The organism is Paenibacillus tritici, assembly GCF_013204885.1.
GTDB classification, from domain to species: domain Bacteria; phylum Bacillota; class Bacilli; order Paenibacillales; family Paenibacillaceae; genus Paenibacillus_AQ; species Paenibacillus_AQ tritici.
In genome coordinates this window covers 284,348-303,195 of record NZ_JABMKX010000004.1, presented here as the reverse complement: position 1 = coordinate 303,195, position 18,848 = coordinate 284,348, and the positions used below count along the sequence as shown (strand labels likewise).

Annotated in this window: 19 protein-coding genes; 6 read left to right on the top strand and 13 right to left on the bottom strand. The window is 49.5% G+C overall.

Annotated features, from left to right (window positions below; all coding sequences use genetic code 11):
* The first annotated feature begins 106 nt into the window (after window positions 1-106).
* The 3 genes from HQN87_RS09050 (at window position 107) to HQN87_RS09040 (ending at window position 3,345) form a co-directional block, all read left to right on the top strand.
* Window positions 107-955, top strand: a complete 849-nt coding sequence (locus tag HQN87_RS09050) for an SDR family oxidoreductase (RefSeq protein ID WP_173130933.1) — start codon at window positions 107-109, stop codon at window positions 953-955.
* Window positions 956-1,075: 120 nt separating this feature from the next.
* Complete coding sequence (locus tag HQN87_RS09045) at window positions 1,076-1,957, top strand: helix-turn-helix domain-containing protein (protein ID WP_173130930.1); 882 nt, start codon at window positions 1,076-1,078, stop codon at window positions 1,955-1,957.
* 107 nt (window positions 1,958-2,064) lie between these two features.
* Window positions 2,065-3,345, top strand: a complete 1,281-nt coding sequence (locus HQN87_RS09040; RefSeq protein ID WP_173130927.1) for a glycoside hydrolase family 27 protein — start codon at window positions 2,065-2,067, stop codon at window positions 3,343-3,345.
* Window positions 3,346-3,450: 105 nt separating this feature from the next.
* Here HQN87_RS09040 and HQN87_RS09035 read toward each other — a convergent pair whose 3' ends face one another.
* Window positions 3,451-4,500, bottom strand: coding sequence for an NAD(P)-dependent alcohol dehydrogenase (locus HQN87_RS09035; RefSeq protein ID WP_173130924.1), 1,050 nt, complete (start codon window positions 4,498-4,500; stop codon window positions 3,451-3,453).
* A 118-nt stretch (window positions 4,501-4,618) separates the two neighbouring features.
* On the opposite strand from HQN87_RS09035, the gene HQN87_RS09030 reads away from it, so the two are divergent.
* Window positions 4,619-5,008, top strand: a complete 390-nt coding sequence (locus HQN87_RS09030) for a MerR family transcriptional regulator (protein WP_173130921.1) — start codon at window positions 4,619-4,621, stop codon at window positions 5,006-5,008.
* Between the two features lie 104 nt (window positions 5,009-5,112).
* Entirely contained in the window at window positions 5,113-5,319 is a 207-nt protein-coding gene (locus HQN87_RS09025) for a hypothetical protein (RefSeq protein WP_173130918.1), read from the top strand.
* A gap of 83 nt (window positions 5,320-5,402) precedes the next feature.
* Here HQN87_RS09025 and HQN87_RS09020 read toward each other — a convergent pair whose 3' ends face one another.
* The 11 genes from HQN87_RS09020 to sbnA are packed head-to-tail and all read right to left on the bottom strand — an operon-like array spanning window position 5,403 to window position 15,851.
* Window positions 5,403-6,377, bottom strand: a complete 975-nt coding sequence (locus HQN87_RS09020; protein WP_173130915.1) for a 2,3-diaminopropionate biosynthesis protein SbnB — start codon at window positions 6,375-6,377, stop codon at window positions 5,403-5,405.
* A gap of 11 nt (window positions 6,378-6,388) precedes the next feature.
* The gene (locus HQN87_RS09015; RefSeq protein ID WP_173130913.1) at window positions 6,389-7,630 is read right to left on the bottom strand and encodes an ATP-grasp domain-containing protein; all 1,242 of its coding nucleotides are present in this window, start codon (window positions 7,628-7,630) and stop codon (window positions 6,389-6,391) included.
* Window positions 7,602-8,834, bottom strand: coding sequence for an ATP-grasp domain-containing protein (locus HQN87_RS09010; protein WP_173130910.1), 1,233 nt, complete (start codon window positions 8,832-8,834; stop codon window positions 7,602-7,604). The genes HQN87_RS09015 and HQN87_RS09010 overlap by 29 nt, the downstream gene beginning before the upstream one ends.
* A complete protein-coding gene (locus HQN87_RS09005; protein WP_173130907.1) occupies window positions 8,822-10,060 on the bottom strand; it encodes an MFS transporter in 1,239 nt (412 codons plus the stop codon). The genes HQN87_RS09010 and HQN87_RS09005 overlap by 13 nt, the downstream gene beginning before the upstream one ends.
* Window positions 10,057-10,608, bottom strand: coding sequence for a citrate lyase holo-[acyl-carrier protein] synthase (gene citX / locus HQN87_RS09000; RefSeq protein WP_173130904.1), 552 nt, complete (start codon window positions 10,606-10,608; stop codon window positions 10,057-10,059). The genes HQN87_RS09005 and citX overlap by 4 nt, the downstream gene beginning before the upstream one ends.
* Complete coding sequence (locus tag HQN87_RS08995; RefSeq protein WP_173130901.1) at window positions 10,571-11,503, bottom strand: triphosphoribosyl-dephospho-CoA synthase; 933 nt, start codon at window positions 11,501-11,503, stop codon at window positions 10,571-10,573. The genes citX and HQN87_RS08995 overlap by 38 nt, the downstream gene beginning before the upstream one ends.
* On the bottom strand, window positions 11,500-12,741 hold the full coding sequence (locus tag HQN87_RS08990; protein ID WP_173130898.1) for a hypothetical protein: 1,242 nt from the start codon (window positions 12,739-12,741) through the stop codon (window positions 11,500-11,502). Before HQN87_RS08990 ends, HQN87_RS08995 begins: the two co-directional genes overlap by 4 nt.
* Window positions 12,742-12,750: 9 nt before the next feature.
* Window positions 12,751-13,479: an HpcH/HpaI aldolase/citrate lyase family protein gene (locus HQN87_RS08985; protein ID WP_173130895.1), complete on the bottom strand. Its 729-nt coding sequence runs from the start codon at window positions 13,477-13,479 to the stop codon at window positions 12,751-12,753.
* A complete protein-coding gene (locus tag HQN87_RS08980) occupies window positions 13,476-13,748 on the bottom strand; it encodes a hypothetical protein (RefSeq protein ID WP_173130892.1) in 273 nt (90 codons plus the stop codon). Before HQN87_RS08980 ends, HQN87_RS08985 begins: the two co-directional genes overlap by 4 nt.
* Window positions 13,748-14,872, bottom strand: coding sequence for a glycoside hydrolase family 88 protein (locus tag HQN87_RS08975; RefSeq protein ID WP_173130889.1), 1,125 nt, complete (start codon window positions 14,870-14,872; stop codon window positions 13,748-13,750). The genes HQN87_RS08980 and HQN87_RS08975 overlap by 1 nt, the downstream gene beginning before the upstream one ends.
* 7 nt (window positions 14,873-14,879) lie before the next feature.
* Window positions 14,880-15,851, bottom strand: a complete 972-nt coding sequence (sbnA, locus tag HQN87_RS08970) for a 2,3-diaminopropionate biosynthesis protein SbnA (RefSeq protein ID WP_173130886.1) — start codon at window positions 15,849-15,851, stop codon at window positions 14,880-14,882.
* 983 nt (window positions 15,852-16,834) lie between these two features.
* On the opposite strand from sbnA, the gene HQN87_RS08965 reads away from it, so the two are divergent.
* Entirely contained in the window at window positions 16,835-18,136 is a 1,302-nt protein-coding gene (locus HQN87_RS08965) for an ABC transporter substrate-binding protein (protein WP_173130884.1), read from the top strand.
* 76 nt (window positions 18,137-18,212) lie between these two features.
* Here HQN87_RS08965 and HQN87_RS08960 read toward each other — a convergent pair whose 3' ends face one another.
* Entirely contained in the window at window positions 18,213-18,767 is a 555-nt protein-coding gene (locus tag HQN87_RS08960) for an RNA polymerase sigma factor (protein WP_173130882.1), read from the bottom strand.
* Between the last annotated feature and the right edge of the window lie 81 nt (window positions 18,768-18,848).

Here is an 18,848-nt window from a genome sequence, read left to right as displayed (position 1 = left end):
CATCTTAGGTAAGTTTGACTTAGAGAGACTATAACCATGTAGGATTAATGTTAGACATACGCAGATTTAACTTATCCTAAGCTGTACTTCCAAAGGAGAGATTGCAATGGCAAAAACCGTGCTAATTACAGGGTGTTCAACAGGTCTAGGTTATATTTCAGCCCAAAAGTTCGCAGACGAGGGATGGAATGTTATCGCGACGATGCGTAAACCGGACGGCCGTATTGCAGAAGGGCATCCTGACCAATTCCTGGTCACGGCACTTGATGTGACCAGTCCGGCGAGCATCGAGGCGGCGATTTCGGCAGGGATCTCCAGATTTGGCCAGATAGACGCTGTTGTGAACAATGCCGGAATCACTACTCTTTCTATTTTTGAAGCCACGCCCATGGAGCTCATCCGTGAGCTATTTGAGACCAATGTTTTTGGCGTTATGAATGTGATTCAAGCGATTACGCCCTATCTGCGCAAGCAAGGTGGCGGAAGCATTGTAAATGTCTGTTCGTCCGTGGGGTATGCAGCCTCCCCGCTGCTTTCCATTTATACCGCAACGAAACATACAATCGAAGGACTCTCGGAATCCCTTGCTTACGAACTTGAATCGCAAAATATCCGGATTAAGCTTGTTGAGCCGGGAGCTATGCGGAACACAAACTTCACATCGAGCCGCACAGCAGGCCTGAACACGCCCATTCCTATAGAGTACAAGTCCTATTTCGATCAAATGATGGATTCGATGATCAACCACTATCCTTTTGAAGATGCAGAGGAAGAACAGGTGGCTGCTCTGGTATACAAAGCCGCTTGTGACGGGACCGACCGGCTGCGTTACCCTGCGGGTGCGGCTGCGGAAGAGATGGCCAGGCTGAGATGGTCATCATCGGAAGACGAATTCATGTCCACGATGCGGGATCTGCTCGGACAAACCTCATGGCGACAAAATAACAAGTCGTAAACAAAGATATAAGTGTTATGTGTTAAAATACTTGCTGACAAGCAGAAACGGCACATAACATTTGAACTTAAAGCCTTCCGTTCATTTCTTCTGTGCTTCTTCTATAGAAGGAGGACATTCATGGACATTCCCAGAGGCACCTACGGGTTTCGTTTTGCCGAAGATAAGGAGCTGCAGCTGTGCGTGTTATTTGCGGCCGGTTATGATTCCATCTCCGATCCCGCTTACCGCTGGGACGGCCTGGAGCGCAATGACGGCCCGCTCCTGCTGTTCCAGTACACCCTCTCCGGCGAAGGCGTGTTCGAGTCGGAGAACCGAACTTACCGGGTCACGGCCGGACAGGCTATACTGGCGGAAATTCCCGGCTCCCACCGCTATTACTACCCGGCGGATGCGGCGCAGCCCTGGGAGTTCCTGTTCCTGTTGTTCCGCCCTGCCCTGATTCTGCCCCATTGGCGTAAGTTCCTGCGTGAAGCGGGCGAAGTGCCCCGGTTGCCCGCAGACTGTGCACCCGTCCGGCTGGCGCGGATGATTGTGGCGGATGCCGGAGCAGGAAGAATCTCCGATCCGCTAATCGCCTCGTCCAGTGTCTATCAATTCATGACCGAATTGACCCGAATACAGGCAGCTACCCTGCGGGACCGTGACAACTGGTCAGAGAATATCAGGCGCGCCGCCGAATTCATCGAGCAGCATTACTCACAGATGATCAGCATCGACCAGTTATCGGAGCATGTCTCTCTATCCAAATATCATCTGATCCGGCGCTTCTCGGCCAGCACGGGACTGACGCCTGGCGCTTATCTGACCCGGGTGCGGACAGAGAAGGCTATGGAGCTGCTCCGGGGGACAGGCTTAAGCATCGAAGCCATCGCTGCACAGATCGGCTACTCCAGCGGAAGTTACTTCATTAAGGCGTTCCGCAGCCTGACCGGACTGACGCCCGGCGATTTCCGCAGCGGAGATGAGAGCCTAACTTACCGCCGACTCTTTTTCGACTAAGCGCAATATAGTGCTATTCCGCTTGTAAGATTACTATAGATATCAGGATTCTCCTTGATTATGATGAACAAGACAAGAGCAATCATCATCTGTAAAGGAGAATTACAATGAATCATAAGCTGGCTGCACCTACACCGCCGCTGGGCTGGAATAGCTGGGACTGCTACGGCGCGGCCGTAACGGAAGCCGAAATCTGCGGCAATGCGGAATACATGGCCGAGCATCTCAAAGACTTCGGCTGGAGCTATATCACCGTTGACATCCAGTGGTATGAGCCTGGTGCCGTGTCCTCTCTGTACCGCCCCTTCGTCCCTCTAATCATGGATGAATACTCCCGGCTGATGCCTGCCGAGAACCGCTTCCCTTCGACAGCGGGCGGGCAGGGCTTCAAGCCGCTGGCTGACTATGTCCACAGCCTGGGACTGAAGTTCGGTATTCATATTATGCGCGGAATCCCGCGCCAGGCAGCTCACGCTGCCACTCCAGTTCTGGGCACAAGCGCAACCGCCCGGGAGATTGCGCACACGAACTCCATTTGTCCGTGGAATACAGATATGTACGGAGTCGATGCTTCCAAGGAGGGGGCGCAGGAGTACTATAATTCACTCTTTGAACTGTACGCGCAGTGGGGCGTCGATCTGGTCAAGGTGGATGACATCGCCGCTTCCAGACTATACGATACCCATCAGCCGGAGATTGCCCTGATCTCCCAGGCGATCGAGAACTGCGGCCGTCCAATGGTGCTAAGCCTCTCGCCCGGCCCAGCTCCGGTAGAATATGCACAACATTTCATCGAACATGCTAACATGTGGCGCATAACGGATGATTTCTGGGACCGCTGGGAGCTGCTGCTGGACATGTTCAGCCGCTGCCGCAGCTGGCAGGGCGTCCCGCAGGCCGGCTCCTGGCCGGATTGTGACATGCTGCCGCTCGGCCACATCGGCGTCCGCTCCGTTGACGGCGGCGGGGATGACCGCTGGACCCGGTTCACCCGGGACGAGCAGCTGACGATGATGTCGCTCTGGAGCATCTTCCGTTCGCCGCTGATCTTCGGCGGCGAGCTGCGGGACAATGACGACTGGACCCTGTCGCTGCTCACCAACAGAGAGGTGCTGCGTATGCAGCGCGAGAGCCACGGCGCCAGAGAAGCCCTGTGCCGGGATGAGCTTATCGTCTGGACGGCTGCTCATGACGATGGCACACGGTATGCCGCCGTCTTCAACACCAGCAACAGTCCGCTGCCGGTTGACCTGAGCCTCGAAGAGATCAGTCTCGGCGGCGTGGCCGCAGGTACGGAGCTGTGGAGCCAGACATCCGCCGAGCTTACCGGCGGCGTGTTGCAGACCACCGTGCCTCCGCACGGGGTACGATTATATAGCTTCTCGTAGGAGAAGCTAGGCAGAAATACCAACAGCCTGCGGGAATGGAGTAGTTCCATTCCCGCAGGCTGTTTTTCAAACAATATAGATTAAGAATCTTGCTCCTCTAAATACTTATGCCTTCCCCATCGTGCTGATATCAATCACAAACCGGTAACGCACATCCGAGGCCAGCACACGCTCCCAGGCTTCGTCAATCTGGTCAGCCGAAATCACTTCGATCTCGGAAGCAATCTGATGTTCAGCGCAGAAATCAAGCATCTCCTGTGTCTCGCGGATTCCCCCGATCATCGAACCGGCAAAGGAACGGCGGTGTCCGATCAGCGAGAAGGCATTAACAGCCAAAGGATCAGCAGGTGCACCGACATTCACCAACGTCCCGTCCAGCGCCAGGAGTGACAGGAAAGCATTGATATTCACCTGCGCACTGACCGTATTAATGATCAGGTCGAAGGAACCGGCCAGCTGCTTGAATGTCTCCGGATCAGCGGTGGCATAATAATGATCTGCGCCCAATTGCAGGCCGTCTTCCTTCTTCTTCAGGGATTGGGATAACACCGTAACCTCAGCCCCCATGGCATGAGCAATTTTTACTGCCATATGCCCCAGCCCGCCGAGACCCACTACAGCTACCTTTTTGCCGGGAGCAGCTCCCCAGTGGCGCAGTGGTGAGTAAGTAGTGATTCCGGCACACAACAGCGGTGCAGCAGCGTCAAGCGGAAGGCTGTCGGGAATCCGCACCACGAAGTCTTCAGTGACAACGATATGTGTGGAATATCCGCCTTGTGTATAGTGCCCGTGGCGGTCAGTCGCTCCATAGGTTCCTGTGTTCCCCTCCAGGCAATATTGCTCCTCGCCTTGCCGGCAGCTGCTGCACTCGCCGCAGGAATCGACCATACAGCCTACCCCGACACGGTCGCCCACAGCATATTTCGTCACTCCAGAACCGATCTGGCTGACAATACCTGCAATCTCATGCCCCGGAACCAGCGGATATTTCACCGGTCCCCACTCCCCGCGGACGGTATGAATATCGGAATGGCAAATACCGGCGTATTTAATCTCGATCAGAACATCCTGCGGCAGCAGCTCCCGGCGTTCGATCGTAGTCAGCTTGAACGGGCCTTCCTGGCTGAATGCAGCGTGTGCATTAACTTGTATCATAGTGAGACCTCTTTTCAATAGAATAGTAGACATCATTCCTTAAGCTTTACAAAGCCTATGATATTCCTTAAAGTTAACTCTAAGTCAAGCCCGAAATATCCAGGACAGGAGAACGATGATGAAGACCTATTCCATAAGCGAAGCGGCAGCGCATTTCAACATGACCCCGCATACCCTGCGTTATTATGACAAAGAGGGCCTGCTCCCTTCTATAGAGAGAACTCCCAGCGGCAAACGCGTATTCAAGACCTCCGATATGGAGGCCCTGCGGATCATTGAATGTCTGAAGGCCTCCGGGATGCCCATCAAAGAGATTAAGCATTTCATTGAATGGTGCTCCGAAGGAGATTCCACCCTGCAGCGCCGATACGACATGTTCCTGGAGCGGAAGGCTTCTGTAGAAGCGCAGATGGAGGAATTAAGAAAAACGATGGAAGTCATAGACCATAAATGCCACTATTATAAGACTGCCCTGGAAAAGAGTATGGAAGTGGTCCACCAATCCTAACCAGCCGTATGGTTCATCAGCCTCCACAGCGGTTATCGTTACATAGAACGGTTATCGTAGACACATCCTAAGACAGAACCTGCACTTAGAAGGGAGACTGACAGATGAAGGATGATAAAAAAGCTCCGCTTGACGGACGCACCGCAGGTGTCCACCCGATCCCGGAGGGCGAATCCAGTCCGGCAGACGGTCAATCGGAAACAGACAAGCTGGATGAGATCGTAGGCGCCGTGCTGGGGAATGACCCGGAGGTATCGGCTCCCGGCCTTGCACCAGATCCGGAAGAGAAGACGAACCGCAAGAATCCGTAGCCTTGTGGCGAGGCAGTGCACAGCCGGGCCGGACAAGAGTATCTCTTATCCGGCCCGGCTATTTTATATGCTGATTTTGCCCCCTACTCCTCTAACTCCTTACCACACCCGCGATTCAGCGCCTCCTGATAATAAAGGGCGCCGATGGCAATATCAAAGGCAGCCATGCCCATCGGATTGAACAGGATTGCTTCCTCCTTCGGGAATTTCGCCAGCGCGTTGCCGCAGACCACCTCGACTATGGAGGTCGTGTCTTCCTTCCGCAGCCCTCTTTGATTATGCATATGTTCAATATCCGTATTCGCACGGCACACTTCATCCCAATCATCCACAACAATTGCAGAGGTATAGTTCAGAATAGCCGGGGTGAAATCGCGCAGAGACACGTTCAGCAGCAGACTCTGTGCTTTGGGCTTGCGGTCAATATAACCGGAGCTGGAAATTGTACAGGTGATGAACAGATCTGCCCCTTCGTAGGCTTCCTCCCATGAATCCACAGGCCTCACCCTTGTCCCAATCTCTTCCGGGATATGATCCATAGCACCCGGATACGGATCAAAGATCCGAATCTCCCCCAGCCGCTCCCCGAGAAGCTGAGTCAGCATAGACAGATGCAGTTGACCGATGGGACCGAATCCGGTTATACCGGCAACTATTTTATCCGCAAAAGGACGCACCTTCTCATATTCCCGGATCATCAGCCCGCTGACCGATGCCGTACGAATCCCGGAGATCAGCGGACTGTTGATGACGGCCAGCGGCTTCCCGTTATCGGAGTCATTCAGTATAGTCACCGAGTGGGCCCGGGGGATCTGCCTGGCATGGTTCCCCGGAAAGCTGGCAATCCACTTGATGCCTGCCATAGCGATATCGCCGCCAACGTAGGCCGGCATCGCAATAATACGGCTGCTTGGATCTTTATCGAACAGTAAATACGGCTTAATGGGTTGGGAGAATTCATGGGCGGCCATCACTTGAACCGTTCTCCGTATCATCTCGACACTTCTGCTCCAGGGCAGCTGTATGCTCTGTAAATTTGCAGTATTTAAGTATAACATCGTTAGCCTCCTCAGCTTAAAGGTCTGGCTACAATGTGCAGACCAATCCCATTCTGGATTTCACTGCATTTCTGCTCAGCCTGCGCTGCATCGTCCCCTCCAACGGTAACTCTGCCAATCCAGTCAAAATTAGACCGTGGATAGGATACCTCGCGCCCGGCAGCAATGAAATGCGACTTCAGGATATCCGGCCGCCCCTCTAATGCCTTAAGCCCGGTAACTTCCAGTAACGTCCCGTCCACGGGCGAACAGAATTCCCGGGAAGCAGCTCCGCGGGAGACCGTTGCCGTCAGATTCGGCTCTTCCCCCATATGCATACGAAGCACTTCAACGGGCAGATGGATGCCGGTTGCATATTTAATCATCTCCGGAACAGGACCTCCGACCATCCGGGGATTGAATTCAATGATCTTGGGACCTTCAGGGGTAAGAGCCACCTCCGTATGGGTCGGGCCAAAATCAACCCCAAGCGCACGTAATCCTTGACTCACGGCCTCAACAATCTCCGTCTCATTGCTCAATTGAACCGGGAAGCTCGCCCCTGTCTCCACAAAATAAGGAAACCCGACCAGACGGCGGTCCGTAATCCCGATCAGAACATCCTTCCCTTGATAAGTGACCATCTCCACACTAACTAATGGCCCTGCTGCGAACTCCTCAATGAGCACATCGGCACTTCCATAGAGATTCCGCCCATAATTCCTGTTGTTCACGTAACTGTCGTACGCCTGCCGCAGTTCTCTCTCATTGTTAACCAATACCACACCGATGCTCATGGCCCCGTCACAGGGTTTAATGATGCAGGGATAGCCCATTGCCTGTGCATGCTGACAAGCTTCCTCAACGCTGCCTGCCAACAATGAGACCGGAACCGGAACACCGTTCTGAATGCATAGTTCTCTGGATTTATATTTATTCCGGGCATTCTTGGCGGCCAGCGGATGCATGGTCGGTACACCAATAGCATGAGCAGCAGCCGTTGCCTGAACCACATAGAATTCTGCAAAAGACATGACTCCCGTTAACGGATGTACTTTGTGGTACTCTTTGACAAAATCAACCACAGCCTCTTCATTGAAGGTGTCCACTTCATGGATGTAATCCACCCTATGAAGCGGATGAGACGCCAGCGGCTGGCCCTTCAGATAATGCTGGATATCCTGGGTAATCAAAGTAACGGTATACCCCAGCTCTTGGCAAGCCTGGATTCCCGTGATCGATTCATTACTTTCTACCAATAACAGATGCTTCACTCCATGCAACCTCCTTCAGTGCAGGCAGAATTTGTACTTCTCTCTCCAGATACTGCAGGAGCTGTGACAGCCTGGCTTGCAGGGACACCGAATCCCCACCGACGATGATTACGGTCATCACTGCATCCACACTGGAATGGGCAGCGTCTAATACCTCCCCTGTCTTGACGCGGGGAACATATTCTGTCACCCAATCGAACGGCAGTGCCTCTGGGAGTTTCTTCACCGTCCCCGGACGTTTGGGCATTAGATATACTCCCGCTACCCGTGGCGGACTTGATGTCGGCAGGGTCAGCGGCAAACCGCACTGCGCCCGAACCCACTCCCGGTTCAGATTAACACCGTACATGGCACTGACGGATTCGCTGATCCGTCCGCCTGCGGTGCGGCTGGCGATTTCACACAACACCAGTTCATCCTCCCGGGTATGGAACAACTCACAATGAAAGGTGGATATCCCCGGTGAAGGCAAGGCTTCGATGACTTGTTGGACTTCCTGGACCAGCCGTTGAAAGATCGGGTCGGCGGGGCTTAGCAGCTCAACAAAACATTCCTTCCCGAGGATCTCAACCGGTTGGCAAGAGTATCTCCCCGCAGAAGCAAACCGGATCTCCTGCCCCATCATAAGTCCGTCGATTTCATACATCTCACCCTCAATGTAGGCTTCAACCATAAGTCCGGCGCCAAGCCCGCGTTCCCACACCTCGTTCAATTGCTCCGGGGTCCGTATAATGTCCGTATTCATTGAGCCCATACCGTCCACTGGTTTGACCACAACCGGCAATCCATGCTCCTGTACGAAATCGTACAAGTGAAGCGGCGAATCCAGCCTGCGGAATGCCGGACATAACACATACTGGCTTGCCAGACTTTTCATCCATGCTTTATCCCTGTACGCCATAGCACTCTCCAGCCGTTGTCCGGGTAAGCTCAGCCGTTCGCGCAGACGGGCCGTACGAATCAGGTCGCTCTCGTCAAGGGCAATGATTAGGCGGTAGGGATGCTCCTCGTACAGCTTCAACGCCTCAATCTCCACCCGGTCGTTCGTCGTCCAATGGTTGAACACCTGCATTATGGCATAAGGCTCAGTGGTCTCACCATATGCTGCCGAGGTATACAGGTATACCTCTTCTTCAAGGTCTTCCAGCCATGTCAGATAAGGAGCAAATGCCCGCCTCCTCTGATTCAGAATTAATATCGCCATAGTTTCCCTTCCTCCTTGTGATGAACAGGTGACCGGTTTAACATTACGTACAGGATTAAAGAGAGCCCGGACAGGAGTGCCAACGACAACCAGAAGTAAGACAATATTCCGTACAGACTCCACATCTGAATGAGCTGCAGCCCGGTATACACTCCGATGCCTTCTCCAAGCGCCGTTGACAATCCAATGACACTGAAATATGTGATGCGCAGATCCGGGCGGGCAGCGGTAGACACAAACGCATCTATGGTAGGGATGAATAACATTTCGGCAAGGGTGAATAAAGCGACAAATACATAGTAGCCCCCCATAGAACCCACTACTCCATTGATTGTGAACGATAGCCCGAATAGCAGAAAAGCCAGCATCAGCCGGTATCTCTCCCGTGGACCAGATAAAACGGTATTCATCCACCGCCCGACAGGAATCTGCAGCAGGACTACAAGGATTCCGTTCAACATCAGAAGACTTCCCAGCTTCTCCGGTGCGTTCAGATGGGTGCCGATTAAATAAGGGAATGAATTAAATAATTGGGTGAAGAAAAAACAGCCGATGGTGTTGAACAGCAGCACTTTACGGAAGCCTGCATCCAGCAGAACCGCCCGGTAGCCCTTCCAGAAGCTTACCGGCTTCCGTTCCCGGTCAAGCAGATCACATCCGGGCGGAACCAGGTTCAACAGGATGGCTCCCAGAACATAGAACCCGCCAACAAACGTTAACGTGTAGCTCTTCATGGGACCTGTTAATAGAAAGGTGCCGATTACAGGCCCGGCAATGGCTGCCCCATTCAGATACATATTGGAATTGGAAAAATAAAACAGAGAATTGCCATCCTTGCTCCCGACAAGCGAGACAGCCGCCTTCGAGGATAATCCCCTTACCGAGTACCCGACACCCGCAATAATAAGCTGTACCGTAATCCATACCGGCGAATCCCAGAAGTCTACCAAGGCAATGGAGATTCCGGTTAAATAACAGCCAAACAGCATACATTTGAACGGGTCCAGGTTGTCCAGCAGCGGGCCAGTGAGAAACCTTGCACTGCGGTAGGAGACCGTGAAGATCATCGTAACGAGGGCGGTCACCGAAAGAGGCAGCCCTTTGACCTGAGACAGATAGACCGTCAGTACAGCCGTCATGGCGTAGAAGCCAAGGTGGGTAATCAGCGTATTCAGACAGATGGAAAATATCGGCCGGGGCACCTTTAACCTGTGGAACAGCTTCATAACCCTGCCTTCCTTGTAATCGGCAGACCCATCTGCGCCTGTCTGTAGGCTGTCAGATCAGCGGTCATGCGGCCTATTAATTCCTCCGGCGAATGGCGCCGCTGTGATCCGCACACTTTGGCAGATTGGCTGCACAGATAACAGGGGCGCGGCGGGGCCCCGATCTCCCTCCTGCTCACTGCTCTTCCCGAGGGACTGTAAATATCAATATCCCAATAGGCGCTCAGCGGATGTCCCTGTTCGAATAACAAACAGAACCGCTTCAACGCTGTAGCCTCCCAGGACACCTGCATATAGGCGACCGGACCAACATTTAAGTCGATCCGCTCCACGGACAGCATCTCACAAGCTGATGAAGCCAGCGCTTTCTGCATAGCCCCGATACAGAGCTCGAACAATTCATAGGTGCAATCCAGCCTCTTGCACGGTCCGGGAATATTCATCATGATCTGAATCAGCGAGCCTGCCGCCGGAACCCTCGCCTCTCTAAGCTCAGGGAGGCGCTCACGGTCACGAAGAATGGCAGACATAACGGAGTGGTTCTCCACATACTTCCCCTCCTTGATGCTCGTCCCACAAGTGCAGGGCAACCGTCATGGCCAGAAGATCGGCTGATCCCCCGGGCGACAAGGAACGAAGCTGGAAATCCTTCTCCAGCTTGCGGATATAGGCCCTGCCTTCAGGGGTGAACAGACTTCCCCGGTCCAGAGCCTCCAAGGCACACGCTTGCGTATAGCTGATCCGCTCCTTGTCAAAGTCACGGTTCAGAAGCGTTGTATCCTGAACGACAGACATCAGGGAGAACAAGCAATGAATAACCGCCGTTCGCATGTCCGCCCCCTGATCAAGCGCAGAACGGAAGGAAGGCAGACCCTGCTGGAGAATGGAAGGAAATCCGTCGATCACTTCACCGCGAATGCCTCTGATCCGCCATTCCTTGTAGGCGCGTCCGCCAGTACTTGTAATCTGTGTCTCCTTCAGGATGTCCGTAAGCTGCTTACGAAGCGGGCTCCCGGCGATCCCTCCGGCCAGCCGGCAGATGTCCTGTGGTTCTGCGCCGCCGGATGGCCCTTGGCTGGTTATTCCCGCAGCCGCGCATAGAATCAGCCCCAGGAAGATCGTTCCCTTATGGGTATTCACTCCCCCGGTAGCCCTCAGCATGCCAGCCTCGGCACGCCGCCCGAGCTTCTGGAGCATTCTGAACAGATCTTCCCTGCCGGTTCTGTCCGCAGATTCTTCTATGCCCAAGCGGGCTGCGGCCTGGTAATACGGCTGAATGCGGAGTGCGCTTCTCAGAAAAGTGTAGATATCCATATCCCTGTGAGAACCCGTGCTGACGGCGGAGACCAGTCCGGGAGAAGGCCAGCTCACCGCCTCCGCCAGAACACTGTAGGTCATCGCCTCAGCAAGCGAATAGGATGTATCCTGTTGCGAAGCTGTCATTGTGCGCTCTCCGGGATCGCTTCAGGCCAGTTGTCATGATCCAGGCCATACTGCTGGAGGAAGCTCCAGACTACCCGCTCCAGTCCAAGCCCGATGCAGCCCGACCACGTTTCCGTATTGTCCCTCAGTCTAAAGTTAAAGGTTTTCGCAAAAAAATCGCCATGCGTATCATAGGAAGCAATAGAAATCGTGTCGTTTTTATACGGAATATCCGCACGAACCTCGTATTTCACATGCTTGGGAACTTTGAAATTCTGTTTGACCTTAGCCGGGAGGAAGAACGGATCATTGGCTAGAGCGCACTCCCCCTTCAGCCCGACCGTCTCCATCCATTCCATGGTCCACTGCAAGGTTAAATCACGCATCCGGGTTACATAGTCGGGAGTCCCCAGAAATACAAATTCCCGCATCGTGAAATTCAATAACCGTTCCAGCAAGTAGACGCGTTTGCCCTCATTGCGGAAGGACTGGCCTTTGAGCACAAAAGCGGTGTTGTCCTCAAGGACACGATCCTCCATTTCCAGATAGACCTTGTAGCACGGCGCGGATTGCAGGACATAAGGAGGAGCCTCCAGATACTGACCGCAATCCTCGGGCAGCCTGCCGTTACTCCTCGATACATCCTCTGCGAAGGAGAGCATTTTCTCCTGATCGTGGCTTAAATGGGTGGCCAGCAGCAAATGCATCGGCGCGCTGTGAAAGTAGTTCATTTTCTCGGCGAACGCAGTAGGTAACAAGACCGAATACTGCCGTTCCTGGCAGTCCCCAATCTTCCGGCCGACATAATCAACATAACTCTGGTCAAAATACTCCAGCAGGCGGATGATCGGACGATGATAGGCCAGCTCCTGATTCTTCAGCAAAGTCAGCCAGCCCTGTTCCACCAGATCATCCGAGATATTCAGCAGATTGCTGGGTTTGCAGCAGGAACACAGATGCTCCAGAGGCGGCTCATGCAGTTCAACTACATCCAGCGTATGCTCCCGGGCTTCTTCGGAAGCTGCGGGATGCTCATTAGGCTTGCGGGTGAAGCGTTCCAGGAATGCATCTACTTCCTGTTCGATTTGCTCCCTGGGATAGGCGGACAAATAAGTGATGCTGATACGCTTGCCCTGGATCGGATCGACCTGGACTTTATGGGCGGATACCTGCTGAAGGAACATGTGGGTGAAGACAGGAATCTGCAGCTTATTAAGGGTCACAGGATCAGGCAATTCTAATCGGTATGTTGTGAACATAATAGCCTCCTACGCTAATGAAGTTCCGTAAATCTCTTGGACAACGGCAACCTGGTCAGGATGGATGACTGAACGTCCGGTGAAGCCATATTCCCTGGACAGCAGACAATCCTCGCGGAACCCCTCCAGATCACGGAAGGCCATATAAGTCGTGTCAAAACACTGCAGCTCCATACTCCGGCAGTAAGCTCCCAGCTTCTGCTTGGCGCTAAGCACCTCCCGGGCCGGGTCCAACAACCCCTTAGCTACACAGTCATTGAAATAATCTGTTCCTCCAAAGGTAAAGGCATAAATATGGTCGCTGGCCTGGTGAATGTCGCCGATATTGGCAATAGCCTCACAGCATTCGATCATGACTTCATAGCTGGGAGTATAGTCCAGACCCAGGTCCCGCAACATCTCCTGCACCTTGCGTTCAATCTGACGCAGATCATCCGCTGTCTTGACCATTGGCAAGCGGATGCGGTCAGGGCGCTGCGGCACAACCTCCTCCAGATCCTGCTCCCAGTGCGGGGTATGAACACTGTTAATGCGGACAATGAGAGTATGCTCCGAGTCCGTGAACTCCTGAAGCGCATTCTTGACCACGTATCTTGCTTCCAGCTTCTTGTCTTCCGGCGTGCCGTCTTCCAGGCAGAGAATAATATTCATAGGATAGAAGGTCATGGCGTACTCTATGTAATTCGGTTTGTATCCCGGAACATAGAAATAGACGAGTTGTTCGGCAGCTAGACTCATCCCGTTACCCCTTCCCGCTGATTCACAGGATTCAGAGAGTAGGCCAATGCTTCGCAGCGGCTGCGGACCACCCACTCATTGGCTCCATTGAACCAGATCTGAGGGGACCTGCCCGCTAGTCCATATTGCTCCAATAGAGGGACGACATAATCATAGACCTGCTGGTCCGGGAGCTCCGGCACCATATTGATGAATTGAATCGCAGGATGCCCTTCTTCGATAACGATTTTAATATCGCTAGATTCTATTGATCCGACACTGACATTCACTAAGAACCGACCTCCAATGCGTAATATAGAGCCTCCAGAAGAAAATAATCGCCCCAGATCTGGGATTCTCCTGCGGTTTGAACGATATGCAGGGGTGAACTGGCGTGCACCAGCACTCCCTCGTGGTCAGGACCCGAAGGAGCATATTCCGCAGAAGTCAAAGTATCCAGTATTCGCTCTGCGTGTTGCAGGAAGGGCTGGCGCAAGGGATCGTGATCGCTTAAGGCTGCGGCGAATTGAAAAAATGCAGAGCAGGTAATGGCAGCGGCCGAAGCATCCTTCAAGGCTGTATCTTCGCCGGACAACATCAGATCCCATGCCGGAACACCATCTGTGCAGACATGGGATAAGTAGAAGGCGGAGAGCTGCTGGACCTTGTGTCTCCACTCCTCTTCACGGTTCAGGACATATAGCTGTACAGCCCCATACAATGCCCATGTATGACCTCTGGCCCAGACCGATTCGGTGCCGAATCTTGCATTCTTGTTATAGGGCTGCTCTGCAGCTCCCGTAAAAGGGTTCATTCGCATGTATTCATAAGTAAAGCCGTCTTCCCTCATCATCGCTTCACTGGTAATACGTGCGGATTCCATGGCAGCGGTATGGTAGCGTGTCTCACCGGTTACCCGGCTGGCCCATAACCACAAACGGATATTCATCATACTGTCAATGCCGGCATAATGCTTCCCTTCAGGCAGCCAATTACACTCCAGATACCCCCCCGGAAGCTGAGAATCAAAGAGATGATCGGCAGCTTCAAGCGCGGTGGCCTTATAGGCTTCCTTACCGGTCAGCTCATACCCCAGCGCATAAGAATAATAGAACAGAAATCCAATATCCTGATAATCGCCTTGATTCTTGTAGGGTTCGATCAGGCCGATCCAGTGGTCCGCCTCCTCCAGATAGATTGGATCGCCGGTCAGCTGGTAGAGCCGGTAGAGCAAGCCGATAAAAAATCCGGACGACCACTTATCCCCGAGAATATATTTTCCGTGATGCGTGACATAGGGAAGTCTGATCTCCTCTGAAGGCGGTAATGAAGCAAGCCTGGTAAGCTGCTGTCGGGCCTGTCTTACTGCACGGTCAACGACATTGCGGCGTAACGAAACAGAAATTGGGTCCACCCCCGGCTCAAATTTTGACAGTGTGTTTATCCAGTTCAATCGCGTTCTTCTCCAGCCATTCATCCGAGAAAATAGTATTGTAATAGCGGTCTCCCCGGTCAGGCAGAATCGCCAGCACTTTCTCAGTAGCGGGCAGGCGCTCTGCAAGCTTAAGCGCAGCGAACACCGCCGCACCTGCAGAACCTCCAACCAGCAGCCCTTCCTCCTTCACCAGTCTGCGGGTAGTAGCGAAGGCCTCCGCATCCGACACATGGGTAACCTCATCGTACAAATGTCTCCGCATATTGCCCGGTACAATGGCTGAACCAATGCCGATCTGATACCGGACACCCGGCGGCATTCCAAAGGTAACGGAGCCGACTGCATCCACAGCCATTATTTTGATCTGCGGAATATGCTCCTTCAGCCCCAAGCTGCAACCGGTGATTAAGCCACAGGTCCCTGCGGGAATCACCGCCCAGTGAAGCTCCTTGCCGAAGGCTTCATAGATCTCCCGTGAGGTGGTTTGGATGTGCGCTTCCGGATTGCTGGGATTATTATACTGATTCGGCCAGAATGCCCCGAGCTGCTGGACGAGAGCTTGCACCTTGTCTATGCGCGCTCTAAGAAAGTTTCCGTACTCGTCAGCCTGCTCCACCATCACGGTCTCTGCGCCATAAGCCTGGATAATGCTGAGATTGACCGGGCTTATTTTGGGATCGACTACACAAATCAGCTTGTACCCTTTTTGCCGGGCCACAAGCGCAAGCCCGATCGCCAGATTCCCGGAGGAAGATTCAACAATCGTGCCGCCGGGTTGCAGCAGACCCGCTTCCTCCGCTTGGCTGATAATGTACAGCGCCGTGCGGTCCTTCATGCTGCCTCCGGGATTAAGTCCCTCCAGCTTAATGAATACCTGCGCCCCCAGCGGCTGTGGAAGATAATTCAATTTAACAATCGGTGTGTTCCCAATCAATTGCAGCACATTATCGTAGATCAAATCTCTCACCTCCAAAGGAATAATCTCATATAATTTTCTATAAAAAGTAAAATAAATACATGTGCATCATACCCTTTTATCCTAATAAATGTAAATATATCAAACTTTTTTATCGTTTTGATTAAAATTTTATATATGTTACAGGATATTTGGCGTATGAGTGCATTAAAAAGAGAAGCAGAATCTTCTGCTTCTCTGAATGGAAATTAAGATTGAATTTTCATTACCGCACGCGCTATCAGGTTGAAGGCAGCAAAATCTTTTTTTAAACATTTCGATTTTTTGTGGGCAGAGTCAAATTCCAAACAAAAATTGAACTAAAACGATTTGGGAACCCAGTTTCAAAAAAATCAAGTTCCTACTCATTTTCCCCCGCCTTCCCTCTTCTAGTCTTATTCTAGATTGGCCTCAATCATGAAAACTGTAAATGCACCTTAGAAAAAGCCATACGTGTCAACTATTATAACGTAGACGCAAAAGCTACTATTATCTTCTACTGACCATTGAAGGACAGTCTTAATAAGTCTCTATGCGCAGCGGGCGATTTAGAATTTGTATTTCTCAAATACACGCTGAATTCGGAAGATTATTATGGTTAAGGGCGGTGTGCATTTTCTCCACTATTTCAGCCAAGATATCCTTCCTTTCTTCTAGAGATAATCTCAGCCCTCCCATGCAGCTATGGTTTCGCGAAATTCAAGGCTATAAATTATTATCTTGAAATTAAATTCTGGAAAATGATAATTATTTAGAAATTGAATAACCTTTGTTTGTCCCTCCCTCAAAGAAAAGTTCTAACTATTTATTTTAATTCCATTCACGATATGACTGAACTATTTAACATTTTCCTTCGTAATATAAATTCTTCCTGTCACGTTTCATGGTTTTAATTAGTTATAAAACATATAGAAATCCTTATCGTCAAACACCAATGATTATAATTATAGCGAGCAAGCAAACTGCTTTCGAAAGGAATGATATTAATGAAAACATTAAAAACACGCATTATAGTATACCTGAAGTTTTTAATATTATTGACCTTAATGACTGGCTGTTCTAATAGCGGTAACTATGTAAAGCAAACGATAATGACTATTAAAGTATTGTTAGGGAACGAATCCATCCTCTATAAAACTTTCGAGGACGAATTTGAGCGGGAGCACCCAAATATCAATTTATCAATATTGATAAATCCGTCTTCAAGTAAATACGCTAGTAATGAACTGACTCAACTTTTAAAACAGGAACAGCCAGATTTAATTTTTTTGACCCCAGAACAATATCAATTTTATTCAAATAAGAATTTTTTGTATCAATTAGATGATGGTATAGATAAGAATTTGATAAATGGAACTATTCCCGTCGTTAATAATTATATTAAATCTTTAAGTAATGGAAAACAGTTTGGTACTGCCAATTCTTTTTTTAGTAAAGCAATCTATTATAATAAAAAAATATTTTTAAAAAATAATATCCCCTTCCCTGAGGATAATATTACTTGGGAAAAAATTTTTTCCATTGCTGAAGAATTCAATTTAAACAATGAGTTAGGTATATCATTTAATGCAATAGGTCAAGATCGTATTATAGAAACTGCAACATATATTGGTGAAGGCCACGGATTACAATTAATAGACTTTGACAAAAAGAAAGTGTTAATAAACAGTGAACAATGGTTGAATATTTTCAGAATTTTACTTAAATCTCTTCATTCTAATTCACTAGAGTTAGATAGGAATAACCAAGATTTTCTATCCGGTAAAATAGCAATGATGGTATCTGACAGTTCTTTGGCTAATGTACTTAAAAAGAAATACTCCAAGAAAGATTTAGATTGGGATGTGATTGGAATCCCAAATAATAAGGTAATATCTGCAGACAGCTCTTTTTTTGGCTTACCACAAATCATTTCAATTGGTGTAAATTCAAAAAAAATCGAAGAATCATTGGACTTCATTGAATTCATTAATAGTAGTTTTTTCTTTGAATCTTTAAGCAAAACTCCATTCAATATTGGCTTACCTAGCAAAAGAGTTATTTTAGAAGAGAGCGATAACAAAAATATGAAAGTTTTTTATGAATTCAAAATTAAACAAAGTAACCCAATTATGAAAACAACGCTTCAAAAAGAACTAGATGCCTCTTTTAAGCGATTAGCTGAAATAGAAATTAATAAGACGTACCTCGGCTCTGTTCCTCTGCAATTTTCCTTACTAAAAATCAAAGAACTTGGAGAGCAGTTGCTTAAGAAATCTCATTTAAATGATAACAATAACTTACATTGACATACTGAATTACAATTCAAAATGATTTTAATAATTCCATAAAAACCTTTTAAGTTATTCAATAATTAATAAATCATCATTCTATAAATTCCAAATAAAACTTTTTTAATAAAGCTCTTGATCTATATATACTCTGACGAACTGATCCTTCAGTCAAATTAAGTAGCGTCGCTATCTCCTTATAAGATAATTCATAAAAAGCTCTTAAAATCATTACTTTTTCACATTGGGGATTTAACTGCCCCAAACATTTTTTTATTACATCGGCTAATTCAAAATCTTCATAATCGCAACTTTTCGCTCTAAGTTTGCATTCTTCTTCTATTGGTTGAACTTTTTCATTTTCTTTATTTTGTTTTCGTAAAAAATTAAATGTATAGTTTCTTGTTACAGTAAGTATCCAACTAATTACCTGGCTTTCATTTAAATATTTTGGAGGAGTCACTATTATTTGAATAAATATATCATGTATAATATCTTCAATTGTGTGAACATTCCCTATGTACTTTTTAACAGTATTATAAGTTAGTTTGTAAAAACTTAAATATATTTCTTTTTGAACTGACTCATCAACTAAATATATCCTTTTTGAACACAGTATCATAAAATATCCTGTATTATTTTTAATCACTATTATTAACTCCAATCTTAATTTATTTGAATGCGTTAGTTTTAAAAATACACTGTAACAATTAACAGTTAATATTTTGTT